Here is a 22,124-nt window from a genome sequence, read left to right as displayed (position 1 = left end):
GGCGAACGAATTGGCATTGGCCCTTTATGTCGGAGCAGCATGGCTGGCCGCGGGAGTCGCGTTCATCGCGTGTACGAACAGGCCAAGGCAAGAAACGGCTTTCCTGCTGCTTTTTTTCGAATCGATAAACACGCACGTATACAGCTTTTTCGACGATTTGTTTCACTGGTTCGCGACGTCTAGGGAGCCCGTACTTTTCACTTGCTTCCTTCTCTACCGAAGCGCGATCGCCCCGGCCTTGCTGACGGGAGCGGCGATCGCTTTCCGCGGCCCGCGCGCGTGGTTCGGTATCCTTGCGGGGACGGCGGTTTTCGCGCTGCTTGACGTCTTGAACGCGTCCTTCAAAACCGTTTCCCTCCACGAATGGAACGCCGCTTATGCCGCGGCTTATTTCGGCTTGCTGCTGTGCGCGGGCGTTGCCGCGCTGGCCGGCTTCAGGAGGTTGAGAAGCTGAAATGCTCCTGCATGTCAAATTTACTGAACATGGGTTCGGTCGCAACGACTGGTTCGTGATCGCGGCCGTCCTCCTCTTTGTAAGTATCGCACTACTGCTCCCGAGAAAGCTGCCGGGCTCGACGTCTTGCCTGTCCGTCATGTTCGCCGTCGCGATCTCCAGCGTTTTGGACAACTGCACGGGATATCTGGCTTTCGACTACTACGACATCATGGACGGACCCGAGTTAACGGTCATGGATTACATGGTGTACTTGTTGTACGCGCCGTTCGGCTACCTCTACATTTATTTCTACGAGGCTTGGCGACTGAGCGGTTGGAAAACGGTGCTATACATTCTCCTATGTTCCGTGGGGGCCGTTGGCTTCGAGTGGCTGTGCGATCTTTTCGACGTCTTCCGGTATAACGACGGATACCGAATCGGCTATTCTTTCGTCATCTATTTGTTCGTTCAAACAGGAGCGATTAATTTCTACCGCTGGATCAAAGAAAAATAAATTGACGGTTGACACCGGGGCTCGGCATCCTTTATCCTGAGTGTGTAATCGATTACGTAATCGATTACGTAATCGCTTGCAAAATGGCTTTGCATGACAGAGGTGAACGGCAGTTGTCTAAGGCAACGATTAAGGAAGTGGCCGCGGAAGCCGAGGTTTCGACGGCGACCGTCTCCCGGGTGCTGAACGAGAGCGGTTACGTCAGCGACGAAATCAAAGAGCGCGTGCTGGAAGCGGTCGCCAAGCTGAATTATCAGCCGAGCGCCATCGCGAGAAGCCTGAAGCAGGACAAGACGTACATGATCGGCGTTATCGTGCCCGACATTTCCAACTCCTACTTCATGGGCATTTCCAGAGGCATCGAAGACGTCGTGGGTCCCGAAGGCTTTCAGCTCATGTTCTGCAGCTCGGACGAGAGTCCCGACAAGGAAAACCGCCTTCTGCAGTTACTGCAAGAGAAGAGGGTCGACGCGATCGTGCTCGCCACGGCCGGCGGCAACGACGAGAAGGTCAAGCAGTTGAGCGACTCGGGACTGCCCATCGTGCTGGTCGACCGGAAGCTGGAATCGGACGAAGCGGGAGCCGGCCTTGACCTCGTGGCCGAAGACAACGAAGAAGGCGCTTGCCGCCTGACCGGCAAACTGCTCGAAGATGGCCACGTGCGGCTTGGCGTAGTCAACGGTCCTGCCCGCGTCAGCACGGGACGGGAGCGTTACGAGGGCGTTCTGAAAGCCATGAGGGAACATGGTTTGGATCCGAAACCGCTCGTGTACAACGGCGATTTCTCGACGGAGGACGGCGTGCTGGCGGTTCGCAAGTTTTTGAAATCCGATCCCAAGCCGACGGCAATCGTCTCGCTGAACAACCGGATGAGCCTGGGCGTTCTGCTCGAGATCGTCCGCAGCGGGCTCAAGATTCCCGACGACATGGCGGTCGCTTCCTTCGGGGAAGTGGAAGCGGGATCTCTGCTCAAGAATCCCGGGCTGTACTACATCGACCAGCATCCTTACGACATGGGGATCAAGACGGGCGAATTACTGCTGAAACGGATCCGCAAGGAAGAAACGCCGGCAGAACCCGTTTTTGAGATATTCCGCAACGAAGTCAACCGCATCGGTTGAACGAACCAGCAATCATACCAACTCAATGGGAGAGGATGATCGGAATGAACGAAGCTACGATCTGCAATCGATTGCAGGGCACCATGCCCAAAATCGGAATCCGTCCTATCATCGACGGCCGCCGGGGCGGCATCCGCGAGTCTCTGGAAGACGTAACGATGGACATGGCCAAACGCGCAGCCGCGTTTTTATCGGAAAATTTGAGACACAGCAACGGATTGCCCGTGGAATGCGTCATCGCGGACACGACAATCGGCGGTGTCGCCGAAGCGGCTCGCACCGAGGAGAAATTCGCCCGGGAGAACGTAGGGCTGACGATTTCCGTTACGCCTTCGTGGTGCTACCCGACGGAAACGATGGATACCCATCCGACGCGTCCGAAAGCGATCTGGGGATTCAACGGAACGGAGCGTCCGGGCGCGGTCTACCTGGCTGCGGCACTTAGCGCGCACAACCAGAAAGGGCTTCCGGCTTTCGCGATTTACGGACATGACGTCCAAGACATCGGCGACACGGAAATTACGCCGGACGTGCAAGAGAAGCTGCTGCAATTCGCCAAGGCGGGACTCGCCGTCGCCACGATGCAGGGCAAATCGTACCTCTCGATGGGTAACGTATCGATGGGCATCGCCGGATGCATCGCGGACGAGACGTTCTTCCAACGCTACCTCGGCATTCGCAACGAATACGTGGACATGACGGAATTCGTCCGCCGGATGGAGCTCGGCATCTATGATCCGGAAGAATACAAAAAAGCGCTGGCCTGGGTACGCGAAAACTGCAATCCCGGCGCCGACGTGAATCCGCCTCATCTGAAGCGTACCGACGAGCAGAAAGAGAAGGATTGGGAAACCGTCGTGAAAATGGCGCTGATCGGCCGCGACCTCATGGTCGGCAATCCGAAGCTTGCGGAAATGGGCTACGGGGAAGAAGCGATGGGCCATAACGCTATCGCAGCGGGCTTCCAAGGGCAGCGTGCTTGGACGGACTACTACCCGACCGGGGACTTCATGGAAGCGATTTTGAATTCTTCCTTTGATTGGAACGGGATCCGTGAGCCTTATATGGTCGCGACCGAGAACGATACGTTGAACGCCGTAACCATGCTGCTGGGACATTTGCTGACGGACGCCGCGCAAATTTTCGCCGACGTTCGCACGTATTGGAGCCCTGAAGCGGTTGAACGCGTCACCGGCCACACTCTGCAAGGCAAAGCCGCACAAGGCATCATCCATCTGATCAATTCGGGTCCGGCCGCTTTGGACGGCACGGGCAGACAAACCCGCGACGGCCAACCGGTGATGAAGCCGTTCTGGGAAATCACGCAGCAGGAAGTGCAGGATTGCCTGGACGCGACGAAGTGGTGCCCGGCGGTCGACTTCTTCCGCGGAGGCGGTTTCTCCACGGACTTCACGACCCGCGAAGGCATGCCGGTGACGATGGCTCGGGTTAACCTGGTTGCCGGCGTCGGACCGGTTCTGCAGCTGGCCGAAGGCTATACGGTAGAACTGCCGGACGACGTGCACGACAAGCTGGACCAAAGAAGCAATCCGACATGGCCGACGACTTGGTTCGTGCCGAACTTGACGGGCGAAGGGCTTTTCAAAGACGTCTACACGGTCATGAACAACTGGGGTTCGAACCATGCGTCCGTCAGCTACGGCCACGTCGGCGGCGACTTGATTACCCTTGCGGCGATGCTCCGCATTCCGGTGTGCATGCATAACGTGCCGGACAACCGGGTGTTCCGTCCGAGCGCTTGGACCGCATTCGGAGGAATCGAGCCGGTGGGAGCCGACTATCGCGCTTGCGCGGCATACGGTCCGCTGTACAAGTAAGAGGAGGAGGCTGGAGAGATGGAACGGCGCTATGCCCTCGGCATCGACTACGGGACGGAATCAGGCAGGGCTTTGCTCGTCGACATCGCGACCGGGGAAGAAGTGGCGACCCACGTCACGCCTTACCCGCACGGCGTCATCGACGAAGCGCTCCCCGACTCCGGCGTGAAGCTCGGTCACGATTGGGCGCTGCAGCATCCGGACGACTACCTGGAGGTGCTGCGGCGGTCGGTGCCCGAGGTGCTCCGCCTCTCGGGCGCAAGTCCCGAGAGCGTGATCGGCATCGGCATCGACTTCACGGCATGCACGATGTTGCCGCTGGATGAAGAAGGAACTCCCCTGTGCTTGCGGAGCGAATGGAAAGAAAATCCGCATGCCTGGGTTAAACTATGGAAGCATCACGCGGCGCAGGAAGAAGCGAACCGAATCAACGACATCGCCGTCGAGAGAGGGGAAACCTTCTTGGCCCGCTACGGCGGCAAGCTCTCTTCGGAATGGATGCTCGCCAAAGCGTGGCAGATCCTGAACGAGGCACCCGAAGTTTACGATCGCGCGAACCTGTTCATGGAAGCGGCGGACTGGGTCGTCATGCAGATGACCGGCCGCCTCGTCCGCAACAGCTGCACGGCCGGCTACAAAGCCGTCTGGCACAAACGCGAAGGGTTCCCGTCCGAAGCGTTCCTGAGCGCGCTCGATCCCCGTTTGGCCACGCTGGCCAGCGACAAGTTGGCCGGCCCGATCCAAGCGCTCGGAACGAAGGCCGGCGGGCTTACCGAGCCGATGGCCGAGCTGATGGGGTTGCGTCCCGGCACGGCCGTGGCCGTCGCCAATATCGACGCGCACGCCATGGTGCCGGCCGTCGGGGTCGTGGACCCCGGCAAGCTGGTGATGGCGATGGGCACTTCGACGTGCCACCTGCTTCTCGGCGACAAGGAAGTGCTCGCGGAAGGCATCTGCGGCGTCGTCGAGGACGGGATCGTGGCCGGCTATTACGGCTACGAAGCCGGACAATCCGCGGTAGGCGACATTTTCGCCTGGTACGTGGACGAAGCGGTGCCGGAATACGTCAAGAAGCAAGCGTCCGAGGATGGCATCGGTGTTCACACTTGGCTGGAACGCCAGGCTGCCGGCTATAAACCCGGCGAAAGCGGCCTGCTGGCGCTGGATTGGTGGAACGGCAACCGTTCCGTTCTGATGGACGCAGACCTGACCGGGCTCATCTTGGGCATGACGCTGCAGACGAAGCCGGAGGAAATCTACCGCGCGCTGCTCGAAGCGACAGCCTTCGGCACCCGGAAGATCATCGAAGCGTTCACGCAAAGCGGCGTAGCCGTCGACGAGTTGTATGCCTGCGGCGGACTGCCGCAGCGGAATCGGCTGTTGATGCAAATCTACGCCGACGTCACCGGGCGCGAGATTAAAATCGCGGATTCGACGCAGACGGCGGCTCTCGGGGCGGCGATGTTCGGTGCGGTGGCGGCGGGATCGGAAGCCGGCGGCTTCGACTCTGTCGTGGAAGCGGCGAAGCGGATGGCCCGGGTTCGCGAAGAGACGTTTAAACCGATTCCGGAAAACGTCCGCCTTTATGACCGGTTATACCGCGAATATACGGAACTGCATGACTATTTCGGACGCGGCGGAAACGCCGTGATGAAGAGACTGAAAGCGATCAAGTCCGGTCAAGATTGACCGGACGGCTTTCCGCCCGAACTGCAATCGATTGCAGATCGTTCGACAGAAAGCAAGAGGATCCGTGCAATTTTTCGTCTCATGTGGAATCGATTGCACCCTATTCGACAACCAACCAAAGGAGCGCTGACACAGATGGACGTTGTACAAAACCTTGCCTCCCTTAGCCTCGCCAGAACGGGCAAACGTAAACGGGAGTCCAGCTACGACCGAACGGGCGGCAACAAAGACTATTTCTCGATCCGCCCGGGCGACAACACGGAGATTTGCAGCATTCAAGGGGCCGGAGCGATTACGCACATTTGGATGACGATGGCCCCCGACGCTCCGGTCCAAGAGGAATTCCTGCCCCGCAAAATCGTGCTTCGCATGTACTGGGACGGAGAAACGGAACCGAGCGTGGAAGCGCCGATCGGTGACTTTTTCGGAATGGGCCATGGCCTTACCCGCAACTACACTTCGGCTCCCCTCATGATGAGCCCGGAAGACGGCAAAGCGTTCAACAGCTTCTTCCGGATGCCGTTCGCCAGCGGCGCGAGAATCACGGTGGAGAGCGAAGCGGAAAATCCGATCAAATTTTACTTCTACGTCGATTACGAGCAATACGAGCAATTGCCGGCGGGCGAATTGAGATTCCATGCGCAATGGCACCGCGAAAATCCGACGGAAGGAATCTCCGAAGACGGCATCGACAACGCGCACTTCGAGTTCGGCGGCAAAAACACGACCGGCGACGGCAACTACGTCATCCTGGACGCGGTGGGCAAAGGGCATTACGTCGGCTGCAACTTCAACGTCCACAACCTGCGCGATACCTCCGAGTGGAACTGGTACGGCGAAGGCGACGACATGATCTTCATCGACGGAGAGCCTTGGCCGCCGACGCTGCATGGCACGGGTATGGAGGATTACTTCAACACCGCTTGGTGCCCGCAACAGGAAGTTTGCACGCCTTACCACGGCATCATTTTGGGCGGCGGTCCGAACTGGAGCGGCAAAATCTCGACGTACCGCTACCATATTCTCGATCCGATCATGTTCGACAAGAGCATCAAAGTGACGATCGAGCACGGCCACAACAACCATCGGAGCGACGACGTTTCTTCCACGGCCTATTGGTACCAGGAAGAGCCGCACCGTCCGTTCCCGGAGCTGCCGAAGGTGGCGAAACGGCTTCCGAATCCGGACATCAAGCCGTTTAACCAAGCAAGCCTGGACCGGATTTTCGGCCATCAAAATCCTTGAAAATCGAACCGTAAGGCGGGTTCTCCATGAAACTCAGAATCGGCTTGGCCGCTTCCGCTCTACTTCTCGGCTTGACCGGATGCATGGGCGGATCCAAAGCCGATCCGAGGCTGGAATCCGAAGGCAAGGACTTCGTCCTGAAAGGCGTAACGGGACTCGAGAAAGTGTCGCAGATCACGGGAGCGGAATCGCCGAACAAAACGGACCGCTTCGCCGTGTACGGCACGGACCTCGGTTCGATGATCAACGAGGGCGACCGGACGTATTTCGTATTCGGGGATACGTTCGGCGAACGCCCCGCGGACCAGATCGGCGGAGGCGGAAGCTACTGGCGCTCGAACACGATCGCTTACACGAAGGACGACAATCCGGCCGACGGCATCACCTTGGACGGCATGATCACGGACGACATCGGCACGGCCAAAGAGCTGCTGCCTTCCAAGAAACTCGATTTCGACGAAATGACCAAAATCCCGACGCACGGTTTTAGCGCGAACGGAAACCTCTACCTCTACTACATGTCGGTTAACCATTGGGGAGATCCGGGCCAATGGGACGCCAATTATGCAAGCGTTGCCAAATCGACGGATCACGGAAACAACTGGACGCTGCTTGATTCGGTTCAATGGCCGGGAGACAGCAATTTCATTCAAGTCAGCCCTTATAAAATCGAAGACAAAAAGACTGGCGAATCGGAGATTTACTTCTGGGCGATCCCTTCCGGACGGTTCGGCGGCGTCAAGTTGATGAAAGTGGGTGAGGCGAACGTCGAAAAGCTGTCGGAGTACCGATACTACGCGGGCAAAGACGACAAAGGGAAACCGATCTGGAGTCCCGACATGACGAAGGCCGCGTCCGTGGTGGATGACACCGTTGGTGAGCTCTCCGTCGTGTGGAATCCCTATCTGAAACGGTGGCTCATGACCTACCTCAAGGAAGGCGAAGGCGTCGTCATTCGGGAAGGCTTAGCGCCATGGGGGCCATGGGGAGACGCGATTGTCTTGGTGAAAGCGACGGATCAGCCCGGCTTGTACGCGCCATTCATGAACGATCGTTACACGGGTGACGGCGGCCGAACGATCTACTTCACTTTGTCGCTGTGGGATCCCTATAACGTGTTTTGGTTCAAGGCTTCGCTTGAAAAATGAAAGCGGATTCAACGAATGACGCACCACTTCGGTTTAAGCGCGCAAAGCGTTTAAATAGCATGTCCACAAAAAAAGGGAGGATTCATCCATGCAAGCAAAAGGGAAGTTTTGGGCAGCGTTAATCTCTATTCTGATGGTCCTGTCGTTAGCCCTCACGGCCTGCGGCGGCAGCAAAAACGAAGCGAGCTCCAGCCCTTCGGCAAGCGACGAAGGCAGTTCGAGCGCAAGCGCAAGCCCCAGCGAATCGGCATCTGCAGCTCCGGCCGAGAAAGTCACGGTTGAATTCTGGCAGACGGCATTTGAAGATTCGACCAACAAATGGTTCAAGAAATATGTCGACGAGTTCAACAAGTCCCAGGACAAAGTCGAAATCAAGTATACGCTCGTTCCGGGCGACGCATGGGCGCAGAAACTGAAAGCCGCTCAAGCAGCCGGTAAAGCTCCGGAAGTATACACGATGAACTACGGCGGCATCGCGAACGCCGCGAAGCTGGGCCAAATCAGCCCGCTGAACGGCCTCTTGCCGGATTCCGCGTTCGACGACATCTATGACAACGTCAAAGACTTCATCAAAGTAGGCGACAAATATTACGCTTATCCGAAGCTGGTTGAACCGTCTGCGGTGCTGTACTACCGCAAAGACCTGTTCCAGGCCGCCGGGCTCGACCCGGAAAAGCCGCCGACCACTTGGGCCGAACTGCTTGACGACGCCAAGAAATTGACGGCCAAAGGCGTATTCGGATTCTCGACCGCACAAGTTGCCGGCGATCTGGGCTGGTCCAGCTGGGGCTTGCAGTTCGGCACGTCCGGACACCAGGCGGTGACGAACTATTGGTCCAAAGCGGACATCAACAACGACGCATACAAATCGGTGTTCAAATTCTATCAAGACGCTTACCAATCCGGCGTGATGCCGAAGCAGCAGCTTGCCCCGTACCCGGACATCAAGCCGTTCGGCGAAGGCAAAGTCGCCATGCAAGTCAACGGCTCCTGGGCCATCGGCCAGCTTCGCAACACCTATGCGAAAATGGTTCCGAACACGGGCATCGCGAAAATGCCTTCCATGAACGGCGACCCGAACTCGCCGACGGCTACCTTGGGCGGCTGGACGCTCGTCGTCGACAGTAAAGGCAAACACCAGCAAGAAGCCGCATCCTTCATCAATTATCTGCTTGCCGGCGACCCGGCCATCATGATCGACTTCTTCAAAACGTCCGGCTTCTCCAAGTTCTCTCCTCGCAAATCGGTAGACGAAGCGATGAAGAGCGATGCGGACGCTTCGAAGGACGCATGGCGCGCTTATATCGCCGAGAAGATCATCCCGACTTCCGTCGCCGAGCCGATCTATCCGTGGGATATCAGCATGGCCGTATCCACGGGAATCGAGTCCGCGATGAAAGGAACGAAAGTCGACGACGCCATCGCGAAAGCCGAGAAGACGATCAACGACTTTATCACGAACAATAAGCTGGCCGGTACGAACCCGAAACAATAAAGCCGGGCAACGTCCGGGGACGAAAGCCGTCCCCGGATCGTTTTGCCGGAAGCAGCCTGATTAAGCGAGGTGAATCCGATTGTTCAAGAAGAACTATCGTCATGACAACCTGACGGCATACTCGATGCTGGCGCCGATTCTCGTCGGGCTAACCATCTTCGTGCTCATCCCTTTCGCCTACGCGATCTACCTGAGCTTCACCGATTGGGGTTTCTATCAAGCTCCCGTATTCGTCGGGTTCAAAAATTATTGGGTGAACCTGACGGACCCGTTGTTCACGAAAGCCATATGGACGGGACTCAAATTCACGCTATATGTCCTGCCGGCTCAGCTCGTGCTGGCGTTCCTGTTCGCGAACGTGCTCAAGGGCTTGAAAGGCAAATTCTCCGGCTTCGTAAAGTCGTCCATCTACATCCCGACCGTCATTTCCGGTATCGTCGCCTCCGTTATTTTCGTCTTTATCTATGATTACTTGGGCGGTTTGGCCAACTATATCGCAGGCCTGTTCGGCAGCGAACCGATCGCGTGGCTCGCTGAAGTGAAATACGCGCTGCCCGCCATTGCCATTCCGGCGATCTGGCTGGGGTTCGGGATTACGACGCTCATTATGTTGGCCGGCCTCTTGGACATCTCCGAGTCGTATTACGAAGCGGCCGATCTCGAAGGCGCAGGTACGTTCACGAAAATGTGGTACATCACGCTTCCGCTGATGAAGAACATTTCTCTGTTCCTGCTTGTCACGGGATTCACGGCGCAGCTTTCCCAGTTCGAACTGTCGTGGGTGATGACGGGCGGCGGCCCGGTCAACGAAACGCAAACACCGAACCTGTACATCTTGCTCCACTTCCTGAACGACGTGATGATCGGCCGGTCGATCGCCGCGGCTCTCATGTTCTTCGTCGTTCTCGGTTCGATCTCGCTTGTCATTTTCAAAATACTGAATTCCGAGAAAGCGGTAGAAGGCTGACCGGACGCGAAGGAGGATACGGCTGATGGGTAAATCGACATTGACTTTTGGCAAGGCCGGCGTGACAGTCCTTTCCCTTCTGATTACCGCGCTTGCCATCTTTCCGCTGCTCTGGATGGCGATCGCCGGTTTCAAGTCGCAGGAAGAAGTGTTGGCCACTCCGTTTAAATTTCTGCCGAACGTATGGCATTTCGAGAACTATACGGTCATTTTGCGCGATCCGGCGTTCCAGAAGGCGATGGGCATTACGTTCATCGGTGCCATCATCTTTATGGCACTCAGCGTGGTGGTTAACGCTTCCGCGGCGTATGTGTTCGCGAGACTTGATTTCCGCTTCAAGAAATTTTGGTGGGTTTACGTAATGCTCACGTACTTTATTCCGGGCTTCTCGATCACGATCACGTCGTTCATCGTCGTTAACAAGCTGGGGATGCTCAACACGATGGGAGTGCTGATTTTGCCGGGCGCCGCATCCGCGGGCAGCATGTTCTTTTTCCGGCAATTTTATTTGAATGTTCCGCTCGCGTTGGAAGAAGCGGCACTGATCGACGGGGCGAACCGGTTCAAAATTTTCACCAACATTTTCTTGCCCATGTCCTTGCCGCCGTTTGTCATTATCGGGATCGGCGCTTACCTGGGTTATTGGAACGCCTTCGTCTGGCCGGTCATGACGATCACCAACGAGGATATGTTCCAGATCATGCAATACATCTATAACTTCCGTTCAGGACGCGTCGCCGAAATGCACCTGCTGATGGCGAGTTCCTTCCTGGCGGCACTGCCGACGATCGCTTTGTTCCTCATCTTCCAGAAGTACATCGTCGCGAACCTCAAAATGTCGGGCTTGAAATAATACGGACGGGACAGGAGGCATGACGGCATGATCGTACTTGATAACGGACGGATCCGGCTGGAACTCAGCGAGGCCGACGGCACGATTCGCAGCCTTCGCGACGTGCGCAAGGGCATCGCGTATTCGGAAAATTCGGAGGGTGCCGAGCCGTTTCGCCTGGAAACGGACGGAGGCTTCGACGGATCGTTCGAAGCTTTCGAATGGCGGGAAGAGCGGACGGAATCCGGCGACCATGCGGTTATGCTGACGTGGCGGACGGCGTCCGGCATCACCGTAAGGTCGGAGATTTCGCTCGCGCGGGAAGCATCCGAGGCGCAATTCCGCTGTTCGGCCGACAACGGTTCCACGGAGCGGCTCCTCAGCCTGGAGTATCCGGTGTTTCCGAACCTGACGGCGATCTCGGAGGACGGCAAGGACGATTACCTCGCGCACCCGTTCGCGACGGGATTCCTCGTCCGCAATCCGATGAAACATTTCGTGACGAACGGAACCGGGTTCCGGTTCATGCCGTACCCGGAAAGCTTCTCCGGCGCCTCGATGCAGTTTTTCGCCTATTTCGGTTTGAACAAGGGCGGGTTGTATTTCGCCGCTATGGACGGGGAAGGTCATCCGAAATGGCTGAATTTCTACAAGATCGGGCGCGATTTGCTGGAAGCTTCGTTCATCCACGGCTGCGAGGACATGGGACCGGGCAAAGGGATTTATCCCGTCTATCCGGTGCAAGTCGCGCTGCTGGAAGGCAGCGATTGGTATGAAGCGGCGGACCGCTACAAATCGTGGGCAACGCGGCAAAAATGGTGCGCGCGCGGTGAGTTGACGGACCGTAATCCGGACGAAAGCTGCCCTTGGCTGCATGAGGAGATGGGAGTCGCCACGTTCGGGATCAACGCGGGGTCGGACAGAACCGCCTGGCTGCGCAAATACCACGAGTTCATCGGGACCCCGATGTTCCACGTTCTCGGCCCCGACTGGAGTAACGCGCCGCAAACGTTCTACAAGGGAGTACCCGGCGGGTTCGACGACTGGTTCCCGACTCGGTTCAACAAGGACAATATCGCCTGCATGAAGGAGTACGGGGACAAATACGCCCCTTTCGAGTTCGACTATCTCTACCATTTCGAAGGTGCGGACGGGGAGCTGGGGAAGGCGGCCGCCCAGAAGTTCCCGGAGAACAAGAAAAGCATCGACGGATATCCGTTTCCGTTCCTATGTCCCGCCCACCCCTACACGCAGGAATTCCATGTTCGGCGAGATACCGAGCTGCAGCGTGCGGACGACGTCGATTCTATCTATTACGACATCTCAGCGAACAACATCCTGAAAATCTGCATGGACGATTCTCATGGCCATCCGGTCGGAGCGGGACGTGCGATCGAGGAAGCGTATCGCCGAAACTACGCCGAAACGAAGGCCTCAATGATCGGAGTCGCGGGCCGGTACGTTCCGATGGGCACGGAAATGATCAACGAAACGATGATCGACCTGATCGACTACTACCAGGCAAGGGCGGGAGGTCAACCCGCGTCGCCGCTGGAAGGCTACCCGATCCGCGATCTGCTCAAGTCCGGCGAGGCCGAGCTGATTCCGATGTTCGCTTATGTCTATCACGAGTACGGCGCTTTGCGCATGGACGGTTGGGGCAAGCTGACCGAAGAAATCGGGAACCTCTACTATTTCACGGTAGCCCGCACCTACCTGTGGGGCGGTTTGTATGAGCTCAATTACGAGTATAGCCCGATGGAGGCGCTGGACGGTTCGGAAAACGCGGCGGAAGAGCATTATTATCCGTTCGAAGCCAGGGGTTACGTCTTTTCGGAAGCGCGGGCCCGATACCTGTCTACTTTCGCCCGGCTGCGCGTCGGCAACGCCAATAAGTATTGGGCTTATGGACGAATGCTTCGCCCTCTTGCTTTCGAATGCCCACGAATCCGCATGGATTGGTTTCATTATAACCATGGCAAAGAGACGATGGAGTATAACGATGCCGGGGAGATTGCCGTGAACGCGGTGATTCATTCCGCATGGCAGTACAAAGACGAGAGCGTCGGCTTGTTCTTCGCCAACGTGAGCGGTGAGACCAAGACGGTTCGTCTCGTGACGGATCCGGCGGATTACGGAATGAGCCGCTTGGAAAGCCGATGGTTCGGGGAAGGCTCGAATACCGCGGAAATGCTCGACGTCCGGCAGCCGGCTGCCGGCCAGATCGAGTTTCATATTCCGGCCAGAAGCGTCGCGATGCTCGAAATGATGTAAGGGGCGCCTCATCGAGGAAAGGGGGCGGGAGACGAAAAACAACGGTAAGTCAGCGCAGTCGGGTTCGGTCAATCCTGCAAGCAGCCAACCACGGTAAAGGATGGTGCCAGCATTGAACAAGAACAAACTGTTATCGGGGTTTCTCGTCATGTCTTTGGCGTTCGGATCGCTCGCCATCGGCAGCGCATCCGCCCTGACCCCGGTCGGAACTTCCATGATCGCCCGCGTCACGGGCGCCACCCCGTCAGGGGAAACGATGCCTAACCCCAATCATACGAATACGAACTACGATGTCGGCGGAACCGATCTGGGCATCGTGTGGGACAAAGGCGGCGGCCAATATTTCGTGGCCTTCGGGGATACGAACAACGCCGCGGGCAATTGGACGAGAAGCAATGTCCTCGCGATTTCTTCCGACACGAACCTGGCGGACGGCCTCTCTTTCTCCACGATGATCCAAGACACGCCCGGCCACGCCAAAGAAATTTTGTCTTCCCAGAAGGTCAATAACGTGGAAATGACGGTCATTCCGACCGCCGGCGTGACGGTCGGTTCCCGTCATTACATCCATTACATGTCCGTCAACCATTGGGGCGATCCCGGACGTTGGTATACCAACTACTCCGGCATCGCCTATTCGGATGACAACGGACAGACATGGACCAAGTCGTCCACGGCGCGATGGAACAACAACACCACGACGTGGGACAACAAATTCCAAATGGCGGCGTTCCTCAAGGACAGCGGGTTCGTGTACATGTATGCCACGCCCAATGGCCGGTTCGGCGACGTGTATCTCGCCCGCGTTCCGGAGAACGGAATGCTGAACATCGGCGATTACCGCTATTGGGACGGCAACGGTTGGAACGCGAACCAAGCCTCTGCAAGCCCGGTGGCGATCGGCGTGGCCGGCGAAATGTCCGTCGCCTACAACACCTACTTCAAACGTTATCTGATGACGTACTTAAACGAGGACCGCCAAGCGATCGTCATACGCGACGCTCCGACTCCGATCGGTCCCTGGAGCGGGGAAAAGATTCTCGTTCCCGGCAACTTCACCGGCTTGGGTCAGTACAACGCGTTCATGCATCCGTTGTCGAACAGCGGGCCCGATCTTTATTTCATCATGTCGACCTGGTATCCGGACTACAACACGCACTTGATGAAAGCGACCCTTACCGCCGATATGCTGGGCGACAACATCATCTCCGACCCGAGCTTCGAGACGCAGACCGCGACGCCGGTCATGGCGCCTTGGTATGTGACGGGCGAGGGAGGCATCGACCGGAATCTCGGGTTCGCCCGCACGGGCCAGGATAATGGCTACGTCCGAAACGGCAGCGGGTGGAATGCGATCAAGCAGCGCATCGCCGTCCAGCCCAACACGAATTACACGCTCAAGGGCTGGATCCGCACGTCGGCGAACAACACGGAAGGTTACTTCGGGGCCAGGCTCGTCAACGACGGACCTGTCATCGGCGAGACGAAATTCGGGAATTTGCCGGGCTACACCGAGCTGACCGTACCGTTCAATTCCGGCAACAATTCCGTCGTCGAGCTGTACGCCGGGCTCTGGGCGAACGGCGATACATGGCTGCAGGTTGACGACGTCAGCGTGACGAAAGGGAACAACCTCGTCGGTCATGCCGGGTTCGAGTCCCAGCCGACGTCCGGCTTGACGTCGCCCTGGTACGCGAACGGCAACGCCGGGGTGGACCGGAATCTCGGGTTTGCGCATACCGGCGCGAACAATGCGTTCGCCAGGTATGACAGCGGATGGAACGCCATCAAACAGGAAGTGTTCGTGGAGCCGAACGCCAATTATACGCTGACGGCTTGGGTGAAAACGTCGGCGAACAACAACGACGGTTATTTCGGGGCCAGGCTGCTGAACGGCGGACCGATTCTGAACGAGACCAAATTCCTGAGTTTGCCCAATTACACGCAGCTGACCGTCACGTTCAATTCCGGCAACAACCACAGCGTCGAGATCTATGCCGGCATGTGGGCCACGGGAGATACGTGGATTCAAGCGGACGATTTCAGCCTGACGAAGAACTGATACGAAACGAGCAACTTCCGAGGGGGCAGCCCCTTGGAAGTTGTTTTATCGCCATTAAGGAAAGAAGAGGTGCGCAACCATGAAAGCGCTCGTGATGGAAAAACCGCATCAAGCGGTCGTTAAAGAAGTTCCTTATCCCGCTCCCCGTCAGGGGGAAGTCGTGATCGAAGTCGTTCAGGTCGGAATATGCGGGACCGACTTTCACATTTTCGAAGGGGAGTTCTTATCTCCTTACCCTCTTATTCCGGGGCATGAGTTTTCGGGCGTCGTCCATGAACTCGGAGAAGGAGTGGAAGGCTTCCGGATCGGGGACCGGGTGACCGCGGATCCCTCGCTCTTCTGCGGCCGCTGCCGTTATTGCCTGACGAACCGGGGCAACCAATGCGAGAATTGGGGCGCGCTCGGCAATACCGTGGACGGAAGCATGGCCGAATACGTCGCCGTGCCGGCCCGCAACGTCGTGAAAATCCCGGACGGCATGACTTTCGAAACCGCCGCGTTCATCGAACCGATGGCTTGCGTCGTGCACGCCATGAACCGACTGCAGTTGCAAGCCGGCCAATCCGTTCTGCTGTATGGAGCGGGGGCGATGGGGCTGCAGTTGGTGCAGTCGCTGTCCCGTCTGGGGGCTTCGCGACTGACGGTCGCGGACGTCTCGGACCGCAAGCTGGAGCTGGCGAGAGAGCTGGGCGCCACCGACGCGGTGAATGTCCTCCGCGAAAGGCAGCGGCTCGACGGAGAGAAATTCGACGTGGTCGTGGATGCCACGGGCATTCCGTCCGTGATTGAAGAGGCCATGACACACTTGGGCAAAACGGCGAAGTACCTGCAGTTCGGCGTCACCCCCAAACACGCGGAAATCCGGGTCAACCCGTTTGACCTTTATCATAAGGATTGGACGATCCTCGGCTCCATGGCGATCAACTATACGTTCCTGAACGCGTTCGAATGGGTGAAGGCAGGCCGGGTTCAGTTGGAACCTCTCGTATCTAAAGTGATCACGCTGGAAGAAACGCCGGCGTTCCTGGCCAAGCCGAAGGATCCGGAGCTGCTGAAGGTGCAGATCAAAATTCGGGACTAGCCATTCCTTAAAGGAAAGAAGGAGATCGGGTGTCTACGGTTACCTACAATTTCGAGTACGACCGCAAGCTGAAAGCCTGTTTCATCGGAGCGGGGGGCCATTCTTTCCGCAACGTCTATCCGACGTTCCAGTATGCGCCGGTCGACCTGGCGGCCATTTGCGATACGGACGGGGACCGAGCAGCCGCGTATGCCCGGCAATTCGGTGCGCTGCGGCACTATACCGACCATCGGGAGATGCTGAAGAATGAGAAGCCGGACGTCGTCTTCATCGTTACGGCCTACCATCCGGACGGAAGGGTGCAGGCGACGGAGCTGGCCTTGGATGCCCTCGAAGCGGGAGCGCATGTATGGATGGAGAAGCCGACGGCTTCGAGCGTGCGGGAAGTGGAGCAGCTGATGAAGACGAGCCGCAGAACAGGACGTTTCGTCATGACGGGGATGAAGAAAGTGTTCTTCCCATCCATCGAGAAGGCGAAGCAGATCATCTCGTCTCCCGAATTCGGACGGCCCTCATCGGTGTATATCCGTTACCCGCAGGACCTCCCTCCGTTCGAGGAGAGGTCGGATTTGCCGCGTATGAAATGGCTGCTCGACCACATTTTCCATCCCGCCTCGATCCTGCATGATCTCATGGGGCCGATCCGCAGCTTCTTCTACGAGCGGGAACCGAATAACGGCGGCAGCGTGACGGTGCTTCAATTCATGTCCGGCGCCGTGGGCACGATGCATTTGTGCGCGGGCATGTCCGGGAGCAGTCCGCTCGAACGATTGGAGGTCGTAGGCGAGGGCGCGAACGTCGTGGTCGACAACGGGGTCAAGGTTTCGTATTACCGCCGGGCGGAACGCCCCGCATACGGTCGATCCTCCTCCTACCTGGTGAAGGATGAGGAAGCCCCTCTCGTGTGGGAACCGGAATTTTCGCTCGGGCAGTTGTACAACAAAAACATTTTCTATCTGGGCTATGTTCCCGAGGTCGTGTATTTCTGCGAATGCGTGCTGAACGGCACGGCTCCGGAGAAAGGCTCGCTCGAAGCGTCGCTCGAAATCGTCAAGCTGTTCGAGGGATACCGGAATACGCCGGCCGGGACGCTCGGCAGGATCAATGGTTGAAAGAAAGGGTGAATCCGCGGCATGGTGACCGTATCGGATTTAAGGGAAGGCAAGCATGTATTGAGCATGGATTGGGGCAAAATCCAGTGGCTCTGCGGACAGGATATCGATCCCGATTGCGAAATGACGTTCGGCATGGTGTACATTCACGCGGGTGAGTCGAATCCGCGGCACTACCACCCCAACTGCGAGGAATATATTTTCGTGCTGTCCGGCGAATGCGACCATTCCATCGGGGACGAGATCGTGCATCTCGCGCCGGGCATGATGCTCCGGATCCCCCGCGGCGTCCCGCACAACGCGGCGGTAACCGGCTGGGAGCCTTGCCGCATGATCATCGCGTATTCGGCGCCGGATCGGCAGACGATCGGTGAAGACGAATAATGGAAGACGCCGCGTCTTTTTGAAGGGGGTGATTTCTCGTCCTGTTTGCTGCAGGGCGGCTGATTGAACGCTCATCTAGGCGAAGTCAACGAGACGTTTGGAGGGTATTGATCGACGGCGTACATGCAATCGATTGCAGATCAGGATGGAGGAATGGACATGAACCTGAACTTGAACCTGAAAGAGAAGCTGAATTCGAATTTGAACCCGAAACGGAAAGCGGCAGCCGCGGCCCTGACCGGCTTGCTGCTCGCGGCAACGCTGGCGGTACCCGCGTCCGCGGAACCGGTCAAGCCGGATTCCTCATCTTTTGAACTTTACGGAACGAAAGCGACCAAAGTCGCCAGGGTAACCGGGGCCACGCCGGAGGGCGAGACGCTTCCGAACCCGAATCAGACCAAAAGCCGCTACGCGCTGGGCGGTACCGATCTCGGCATCGTCTGGGACGCGACGACGGATCCGGCCCACCCGAAGGTCATGGTCGCGTTCGGAGACTCGTTCGACGGCTGGGGCGGCAACGGAGGCGGCGGCACGGGCTGGAGAGGCAACGTGCTGGCGCTGTCGGAGGACCAGGATCTCACGGACGATTTGAAATTCACGACCATGATCACGGACCCGGCGACGCCGGACTACGCGAAGGAAATCATCCATTCGGACCACAACACGAACGGAACCGGCGATTTTACGGCCATTCCGACGTCGGGCGTATCCGTCGGCAGCAGGCATTTTATCCATTACATGCAGATCCGGAACTGGGGCGCGGCCGGCAGGTGGAACCTCAATTTCAGCGAGATCGCCTATTCGGACGACGAGGGCCAGACTTGGACGAAGTCGGGCGTCAAATGGGGACCGGGCAGCAAATTCGGGCAAGCGGCTTTCCTCAAGGACGGCGGTTACGTCTACATGTTCGGCACGCCGGCGGGCCGATTCGACGGCGCCTATCTGGCTAGGGTTCCGGAAGCGGACGTCCTGACGAAAGAGAAATACGAATACTGGAACGGCACGTCTTGGGCCGTGAACAACGAAGACGCCGCGGTTCGGGTTATCGACGATCCGGTGGGCGAGCTGTCGGTCGCCTACAATTCCTATTACGGCAAGTACATCATGACGTATTTGAACGAGGACCGCGCCGCGATCGTACTCCGCAGCTCTTCCGAAATAACGGGAGGCTGGTCGGGCGAATCCGAAATCGCCACAGGGGACGAGTACCCCGCGCTCTACGGCGCCTTCATCCATCCTTGGAGTCTGAAAGGCAAAGACCTTTATTTCCTGATGTCCCAGTGGGTTCCCTATAATGTGTTCCTCATGCATTCCACGTTGGAGATCGGAGAGCCGGCGAAAAACCTGCTCGCGGACCCTTCGTTCGAAAGCCAGCAATCCGGTACGATCTCTTCTCCCTGGATCCTGGAGAGCGGCAAAGGAGGCGTGGACCGGAACCATGCCTTCTCGCGCGGAGGCGCGAACAACATATTCATGCGCAATGACGTCGGCTGGAACGGGATCAAACAAACCGTGCAGGTCGCTCCGAATACCGATTACGAGCTGACCGGGTTCCTTCGGACGTCGCAGAATAACAACGCCGGTTATTTCGGCGTCCGGGCGCCGGACGGGAAAATCATGAAGGAACTGAATTACGGCCGATTGGACGATTACACCAAGGAATCGATCCGCTTCAATTCCGGTCCCAACACTTCGGTGACCGTGTTCACGGGTTTCTGGTCCAACGGGGACACTTGGATTCAGGCGGACGATTACAGTCTGCTGGCGGTCGACTCCGTTCCGCCGGTCATCACTCTGAAGGGAGATGCGTCCGTTGAAATCCCGCTCGGCGGCACGTTCGAGGATCCTGGAGCGACGGCCAGCGACAATCTGGATGGCGATATTTCCCGGAAAATAGCGAGAGAGGGCACCGTGGACGCGTCTCTTGTCGGAACGTATGCGTTAACCTATCGGGTGACCGACACGGAAGGCAACGCTGCCGCTCCCGTCACGCGTACGGTCAAGGTGGTCGGCCCGGCTTACGCCGTGCAGAACGCGGCGTTCAAGGACGCTTCCGGCAACGCGCTGAGCGAGCTTCCTAAGAAGGGCATGGTACTCGTGAGCGCAGACATCAAGAGCTACACTTCTTCTCCGGAGCCGGTTACGCTTGTATTCGCGTTATACGACAAGAAAGGCGAGCTGCAAAACGTTTCCGCGGTGACGCAGTCGGTCAGTCCGGGGGCAACGGAGACGTTCACCGGAGGGTTTATGATGCCGGGCAACCACTCGGGTTACACGGCGAAGCTGTTCGTGGCGAAATCGATCTCCAGCCTCGAGCCGCTCTCGAACGTGGCAAGCTTGAGCCAGAAATAAAGAGGCAAGCCAAAGAAGGCAGTCCCCATGACGGGACTGCCTTTGCTTTGACGATCTTCATTGCCCGGATGATACACGGATGAATTCGCGGGGGGAGACGCCTTCCGCCTGTTTGAACGCCTTGCTGAACGCATATACGCTGCCGTACCCGACTTCCTCCGCGATCGAAGTCAGGGAGAGCCGGCTGAACATCATGAGTTCTTTCGCCTTCTCGATTCGACGGCGGATTTGGAATTGATGAGGCGACAGCCCATACTTCTCCTTAAACAGCCGGGAGAAGTGGAAGACGCTGAGGCAGGCGATTTTGGACAGCTCGCTCAGATGAACCGTCCGGTTGTAGTGCTCGACGATATAGGTCACCGTCCGCTCGAGCGCTTTTTCATGCAGGGTAAGGTGGGTGCTGTGCTGCGCCTCCAACCCTTTGGCCAATTGATGGAGAATGAGCAGCACAAGCGACTTCTGAAGAATCGTGAACTCCTGGTCCATCCGGTCATAGGCATGGATGAGCCGGTGGAGATGGTGGAGAATCTCGGCATGGCCGCCGATCCGGATCACGTCGGGAAAGTTCAGGGCAGCGCCGAGAATGTCGGGACGGATGAGCGACGCCTCTTCTTCCGTGCACTCCCGCCGGGTTTTGAAGTTGATCGGCACGGCCTCGAAATCCTCGTAGTTCAGGACGTCGAAGTGGATGTGCGGCATCCAGCATTCCCCGTTAGAACCCAGGAATTCGTGCTCCTTGCCCGGCTTGAACAGAATGATGTCTCCCGGATGGAGCTTATGGAACTCCTGTTCAATCCGCACGCTCAGCTCGCCCTTTTCAAGATAGAGAAGCTCGTAGTCGAAAATGATCCTGGATTTCAATGTCATCTCCGAAACCCGATGGTTCCATGCGAGCCGGACATTGGGAGAAAATTGCCGGAGCAGGCTGCGGCGTTGTTCGGTCATGCGGTCCACGGAAACGCCTCCAATATCGCAAGAACGGATAAATTATCACAAGCCCGAGCAAAGCGGGGGCCCATACAATTTGTTAAGATCAATCATGTAAACGCTTATCGCGCGATAGCAATTTCAATTATAGAACGGGATGGCAATCGCGGCAATGGATGAAGGAGGAAAGACAGATGTTGATCGGAATCCCCATACGGATTTCTCCTGAACTGATCAAAGTGCTGATGGAAATGGGCCACGGCGACGAGCTCGTGCTGGCGGACGGCAATTTTCCCGCCGCGAGCCACGCCCAGAGGCTGATCCGCTGCGACGGCCATTCGATACCGGAATTGCTGGACGATATCCTGACGCTGTTTCCGGCGGATACTTCATCGGACCGGGCGTTCGCCGTCATGCAGGTAGACCCGGGAGACCCGGTGGACACGCCTATCTGGGAACGTTTCTGCGAGATCGCGGCGGCGCGGACCGGTTCGGAGAAGCCGTTCGAGCAGATGGAACGCCATGAATTTTACGCCCGCGTCAAGAACGCGTATGCCGTCGTCGCCACCGGAGAAAGCGCGCTTTACGCGAACTTGATCATCCGCAAAGGCGTCATCCCTTCATGAGGGGGATCAAAGGAGGGAAAG

General features: G+C 57.6%; 18 protein-coding genes. 17 read left to right on the top strand and 1 reads right to left on the bottom strand.

Annotation, left to right across the window (positions count from 1 at the left end; genetic code table 11):
- Nucleotides 1-10 precede the first annotated feature (10 nt).
- The 16 genes from EAV92_RS13435 to EAV92_RS13360 all read left to right on the top strand — a co-directional run bounded on the left by EAV92_RS13435 (nucleotide 11) and on the right by EAV92_RS13360 (nucleotide 20,550).
- Nucleotides 11-454: a hypothetical protein gene (locus EAV92_RS13435; RefSeq protein WP_123041574.1), complete on the top strand. Its 444-nt coding sequence runs from the start codon at nucleotides 11-13 to the stop codon at nucleotides 452-454.
- 1 nt (nucleotide 455) lies between these two features.
- The gene (locus tag EAV92_RS13430) at nucleotides 456-950 is read left to right on the top strand and encodes a hypothetical protein (protein ID WP_123041573.1); all 495 of its coding nucleotides are present in this window, start codon (nucleotides 456-458) and stop codon (nucleotides 948-950) included.
- Nucleotides 951-1,063: 113 nt separating this feature from the next.
- On the top strand, nucleotides 1,064-2,071 hold the full coding sequence (locus EAV92_RS13425; RefSeq protein ID WP_123041571.1) for a LacI family DNA-binding transcriptional regulator: 1,008 nt from the start codon (nucleotides 1,064-1,066) through the stop codon (nucleotides 2,069-2,071).
- 44 nt (nucleotides 2,072-2,115) lie between these two features.
- Nucleotides 2,116-3,909 (top strand): L-fucose isomerase, encoded by a 1,794-nt coding sequence (locus tag EAV92_RS13420; protein WP_123041570.1) that lies wholly within the window; start codon nucleotides 2,116-2,118, stop codon nucleotides 3,907-3,909.
- 18 nt (nucleotides 3,910-3,927) lie between these two features.
- The gene (locus EAV92_RS13415) at nucleotides 3,928-5,598 is read left to right on the top strand and encodes a ribulokinase (RefSeq protein WP_123041569.1); all 1,671 of its coding nucleotides are present in this window, start codon (nucleotides 3,928-3,930) and stop codon (nucleotides 5,596-5,598) included.
- 135 nt (nucleotides 5,599-5,733) lie between these two features.
- The gene (locus tag EAV92_RS13410) at nucleotides 5,734-6,843 is read left to right on the top strand and encodes a glycoside hydrolase family 172 protein (RefSeq protein WP_123041568.1); all 1,110 of its coding nucleotides are present in this window, start codon (nucleotides 5,734-5,736) and stop codon (nucleotides 6,841-6,843) included.
- Between the two features lie 26 nt (nucleotides 6,844-6,869).
- Nucleotides 6,870-7,991, top strand: coding sequence for a DUF4185 domain-containing protein (locus EAV92_RS13405; RefSeq protein ID WP_123041567.1), 1,122 nt, complete (start codon nucleotides 6,870-6,872; stop codon nucleotides 7,989-7,991).
- A gap of 88 nt (nucleotides 7,992-8,079) precedes the next feature.
- Nucleotides 8,080-9,486 (top strand): ABC transporter substrate-binding protein, encoded by a 1,407-nt coding sequence (locus EAV92_RS13400; RefSeq protein WP_123041566.1) that lies wholly within the window; start codon nucleotides 8,080-8,082, stop codon nucleotides 9,484-9,486.
- A gap of 79 nt (nucleotides 9,487-9,565) precedes the next feature.
- Nucleotides 9,566-10,453: a carbohydrate ABC transporter permease gene (locus tag EAV92_RS13395; RefSeq protein WP_123041565.1), complete on the top strand. Its 888-nt coding sequence runs from the start codon at nucleotides 9,566-9,568 to the stop codon at nucleotides 10,451-10,453.
- Between the two features lie 25 nt (nucleotides 10,454-10,478).
- The gene (locus EAV92_RS13390) at nucleotides 10,479-11,306 is read left to right on the top strand and encodes a carbohydrate ABC transporter permease (RefSeq protein ID WP_123041564.1); all 828 of its coding nucleotides are present in this window, start codon (nucleotides 10,479-10,481) and stop codon (nucleotides 11,304-11,306) included.
- 27 nt (nucleotides 11,307-11,333) lie between these two features.
- Nucleotides 11,334-13,559, top strand: a complete 2,226-nt coding sequence (locus EAV92_RS13385; RefSeq protein ID WP_123041563.1) for a DUF6259 domain-containing protein — start codon at nucleotides 11,334-11,336, stop codon at nucleotides 13,557-13,559.
- 112 nt (nucleotides 13,560-13,671) lie between these two features.
- Nucleotides 13,672-15,621 (top strand): DUF4185 domain-containing protein, encoded by a 1,950-nt coding sequence (locus EAV92_RS13380; protein ID WP_206424217.1) that lies wholly within the window; start codon nucleotides 13,672-13,674, stop codon nucleotides 15,619-15,621.
- Between the two features lie 79 nt (nucleotides 15,622-15,700).
- Nucleotides 15,701-16,702 (top strand): zinc-dependent alcohol dehydrogenase family protein, encoded by a 1,002-nt coding sequence (locus tag EAV92_RS13375; RefSeq protein WP_123041562.1) that lies wholly within the window; start codon nucleotides 15,701-15,703, stop codon nucleotides 16,700-16,702.
- Between the two features lie 29 nt (nucleotides 16,703-16,731).
- On the top strand, nucleotides 16,732-17,814 hold the full coding sequence (locus tag EAV92_RS13370; protein WP_123041561.1) for a Gfo/Idh/MocA family protein: 1,083 nt from the start codon (nucleotides 16,732-16,734) through the stop codon (nucleotides 17,812-17,814).
- 21 nt (nucleotides 17,815-17,835) lie between these two features.
- Nucleotides 17,836-18,198 (top strand): cupin domain-containing protein, encoded by a 363-nt coding sequence (locus EAV92_RS13365; protein WP_123041560.1) that lies wholly within the window; start codon nucleotides 17,836-17,838, stop codon nucleotides 18,196-18,198.
- 159 nt (nucleotides 18,199-18,357) lie between these two features.
- Nucleotides 18,358-20,550: a DUF4185 domain-containing protein gene (locus EAV92_RS13360; RefSeq protein ID WP_164472769.1), complete on the top strand. Its 2,193-nt coding sequence runs from the start codon at nucleotides 18,358-18,360 to the stop codon at nucleotides 20,548-20,550.
- 57 nt (nucleotides 20,551-20,607) lie between these two features.
- Here EAV92_RS13360 and EAV92_RS13355 read toward each other — a convergent pair whose 3' ends face one another.
- The gene (locus EAV92_RS13355; RefSeq protein WP_241158560.1) at nucleotides 20,608-21,495 is read right to left on the bottom strand and encodes an AraC family transcriptional regulator; all 888 of its coding nucleotides are present in this window, start codon (nucleotides 21,493-21,495) and stop codon (nucleotides 20,608-20,610) included.
- A gap of 176 nt (nucleotides 21,496-21,671) precedes the next feature.
- Here EAV92_RS13355 and EAV92_RS13350 point away from each other — a divergent pair, with 176 nt between their 5' ends.
- Nucleotides 21,672-22,103 carry an RbsD/FucU family protein gene (locus EAV92_RS13350; protein WP_123041557.1) on the top strand — a complete coding sequence of 144 codons (432 nt, stop codon included), beginning with the start codon at nucleotides 21,672-21,674 and terminating at the stop codon, nucleotides 22,101-22,103.
- Nucleotides 22,104-22,124: the final 21 nt, after the last annotated feature.

The sequence above is a fragment of the Cohnella candidum genome, assembly GCF_003713065.1.
Classification (GTDB): domain Bacteria; phylum Bacillota; class Bacilli; order Paenibacillales; family Paenibacillaceae; genus Cohnella; species Cohnella candidum.
The sequence above is the reverse complement of the archived record's forward strand: the minus strand, read 5'-3'. Positions and strand labels throughout refer to the sequence as shown.

Coding starts and splice junctions, on each gene's coding strand:
- EAV92_RS13375 (WP_123041562.1), top strand. CDS start 15,701: ATGAAAGCGCTCGTGATGGAAAAACCGCATCAAGCGGTCGTTAAAGAA.
- EAV92_RS13350 (WP_123041557.1), top strand. CDS start 21,672: ATGTTGATCGGAATCCCCATACGGATTTCTCCTGAACTGATCAAAGTG.
- EAV92_RS13400 (WP_123041566.1), top strand. CDS start 8,080: ATGCAAGCAAAAGGGAAGTTTTGGGCAGCGTTAATCTCTATTCTGATG.
- EAV92_RS13420 (WP_123041570.1), top strand. CDS start 2,116: ATGAACGAAGCTACGATCTGCAATCGATTGCAGGGCACCATGCCCAAA.
- EAV92_RS13415 (WP_123041569.1), top strand. CDS start 3,928: ATGGAACGGCGCTATGCCCTCGGCATCGACTACGGGACGGAATCAGGC.
- EAV92_RS13405 (WP_123041567.1), top strand. CDS start 6,870: ATGAAACTCAGAATCGGCTTGGCCGCTTCCGCTCTACTTCTCGGCTTG.
- EAV92_RS13390 (WP_123041564.1), top strand. CDS start 10,479: ATGGGTAAATCGACATTGACTTTTGGCAAGGCCGGCGTGACAGTCCTT.
- EAV92_RS13385 (WP_123041563.1), top strand. CDS start 11,334: ATGATCGTACTTGATAACGGACGGATCCGGCTGGAACTCAGCGAGGCC.
- EAV92_RS13360 (WP_164472769.1), top strand. CDS start 18,358: ATGAACCTGAACTTGAACCTGAAAGAGAAGCTGAATTCGAATTTGAAC.
- EAV92_RS13410 (WP_123041568.1), top strand. CDS start 5,734: ATGGACGTTGTACAAAACCTTGCCTCCCTTAGCCTCGCCAGAACGGGC.
- EAV92_RS13365 (WP_123041560.1), top strand. CDS start 17,836: ATGGTGACCGTATCGGATTTAAGGGAAGGCAAGCATGTATTGAGCATG.
- EAV92_RS13430 (WP_123041573.1), top strand. CDS start 456: ATGCTCCTGCATGTCAAATTTACTGAACATGGGTTCGGTCGCAACGAC.
- EAV92_RS13355 (WP_241158560.1), bottom strand. CDS start 21,495: ATGACCGAACAACGCCGCAGCCTGCTCCGGCAATTTTCTCCCAATGTC.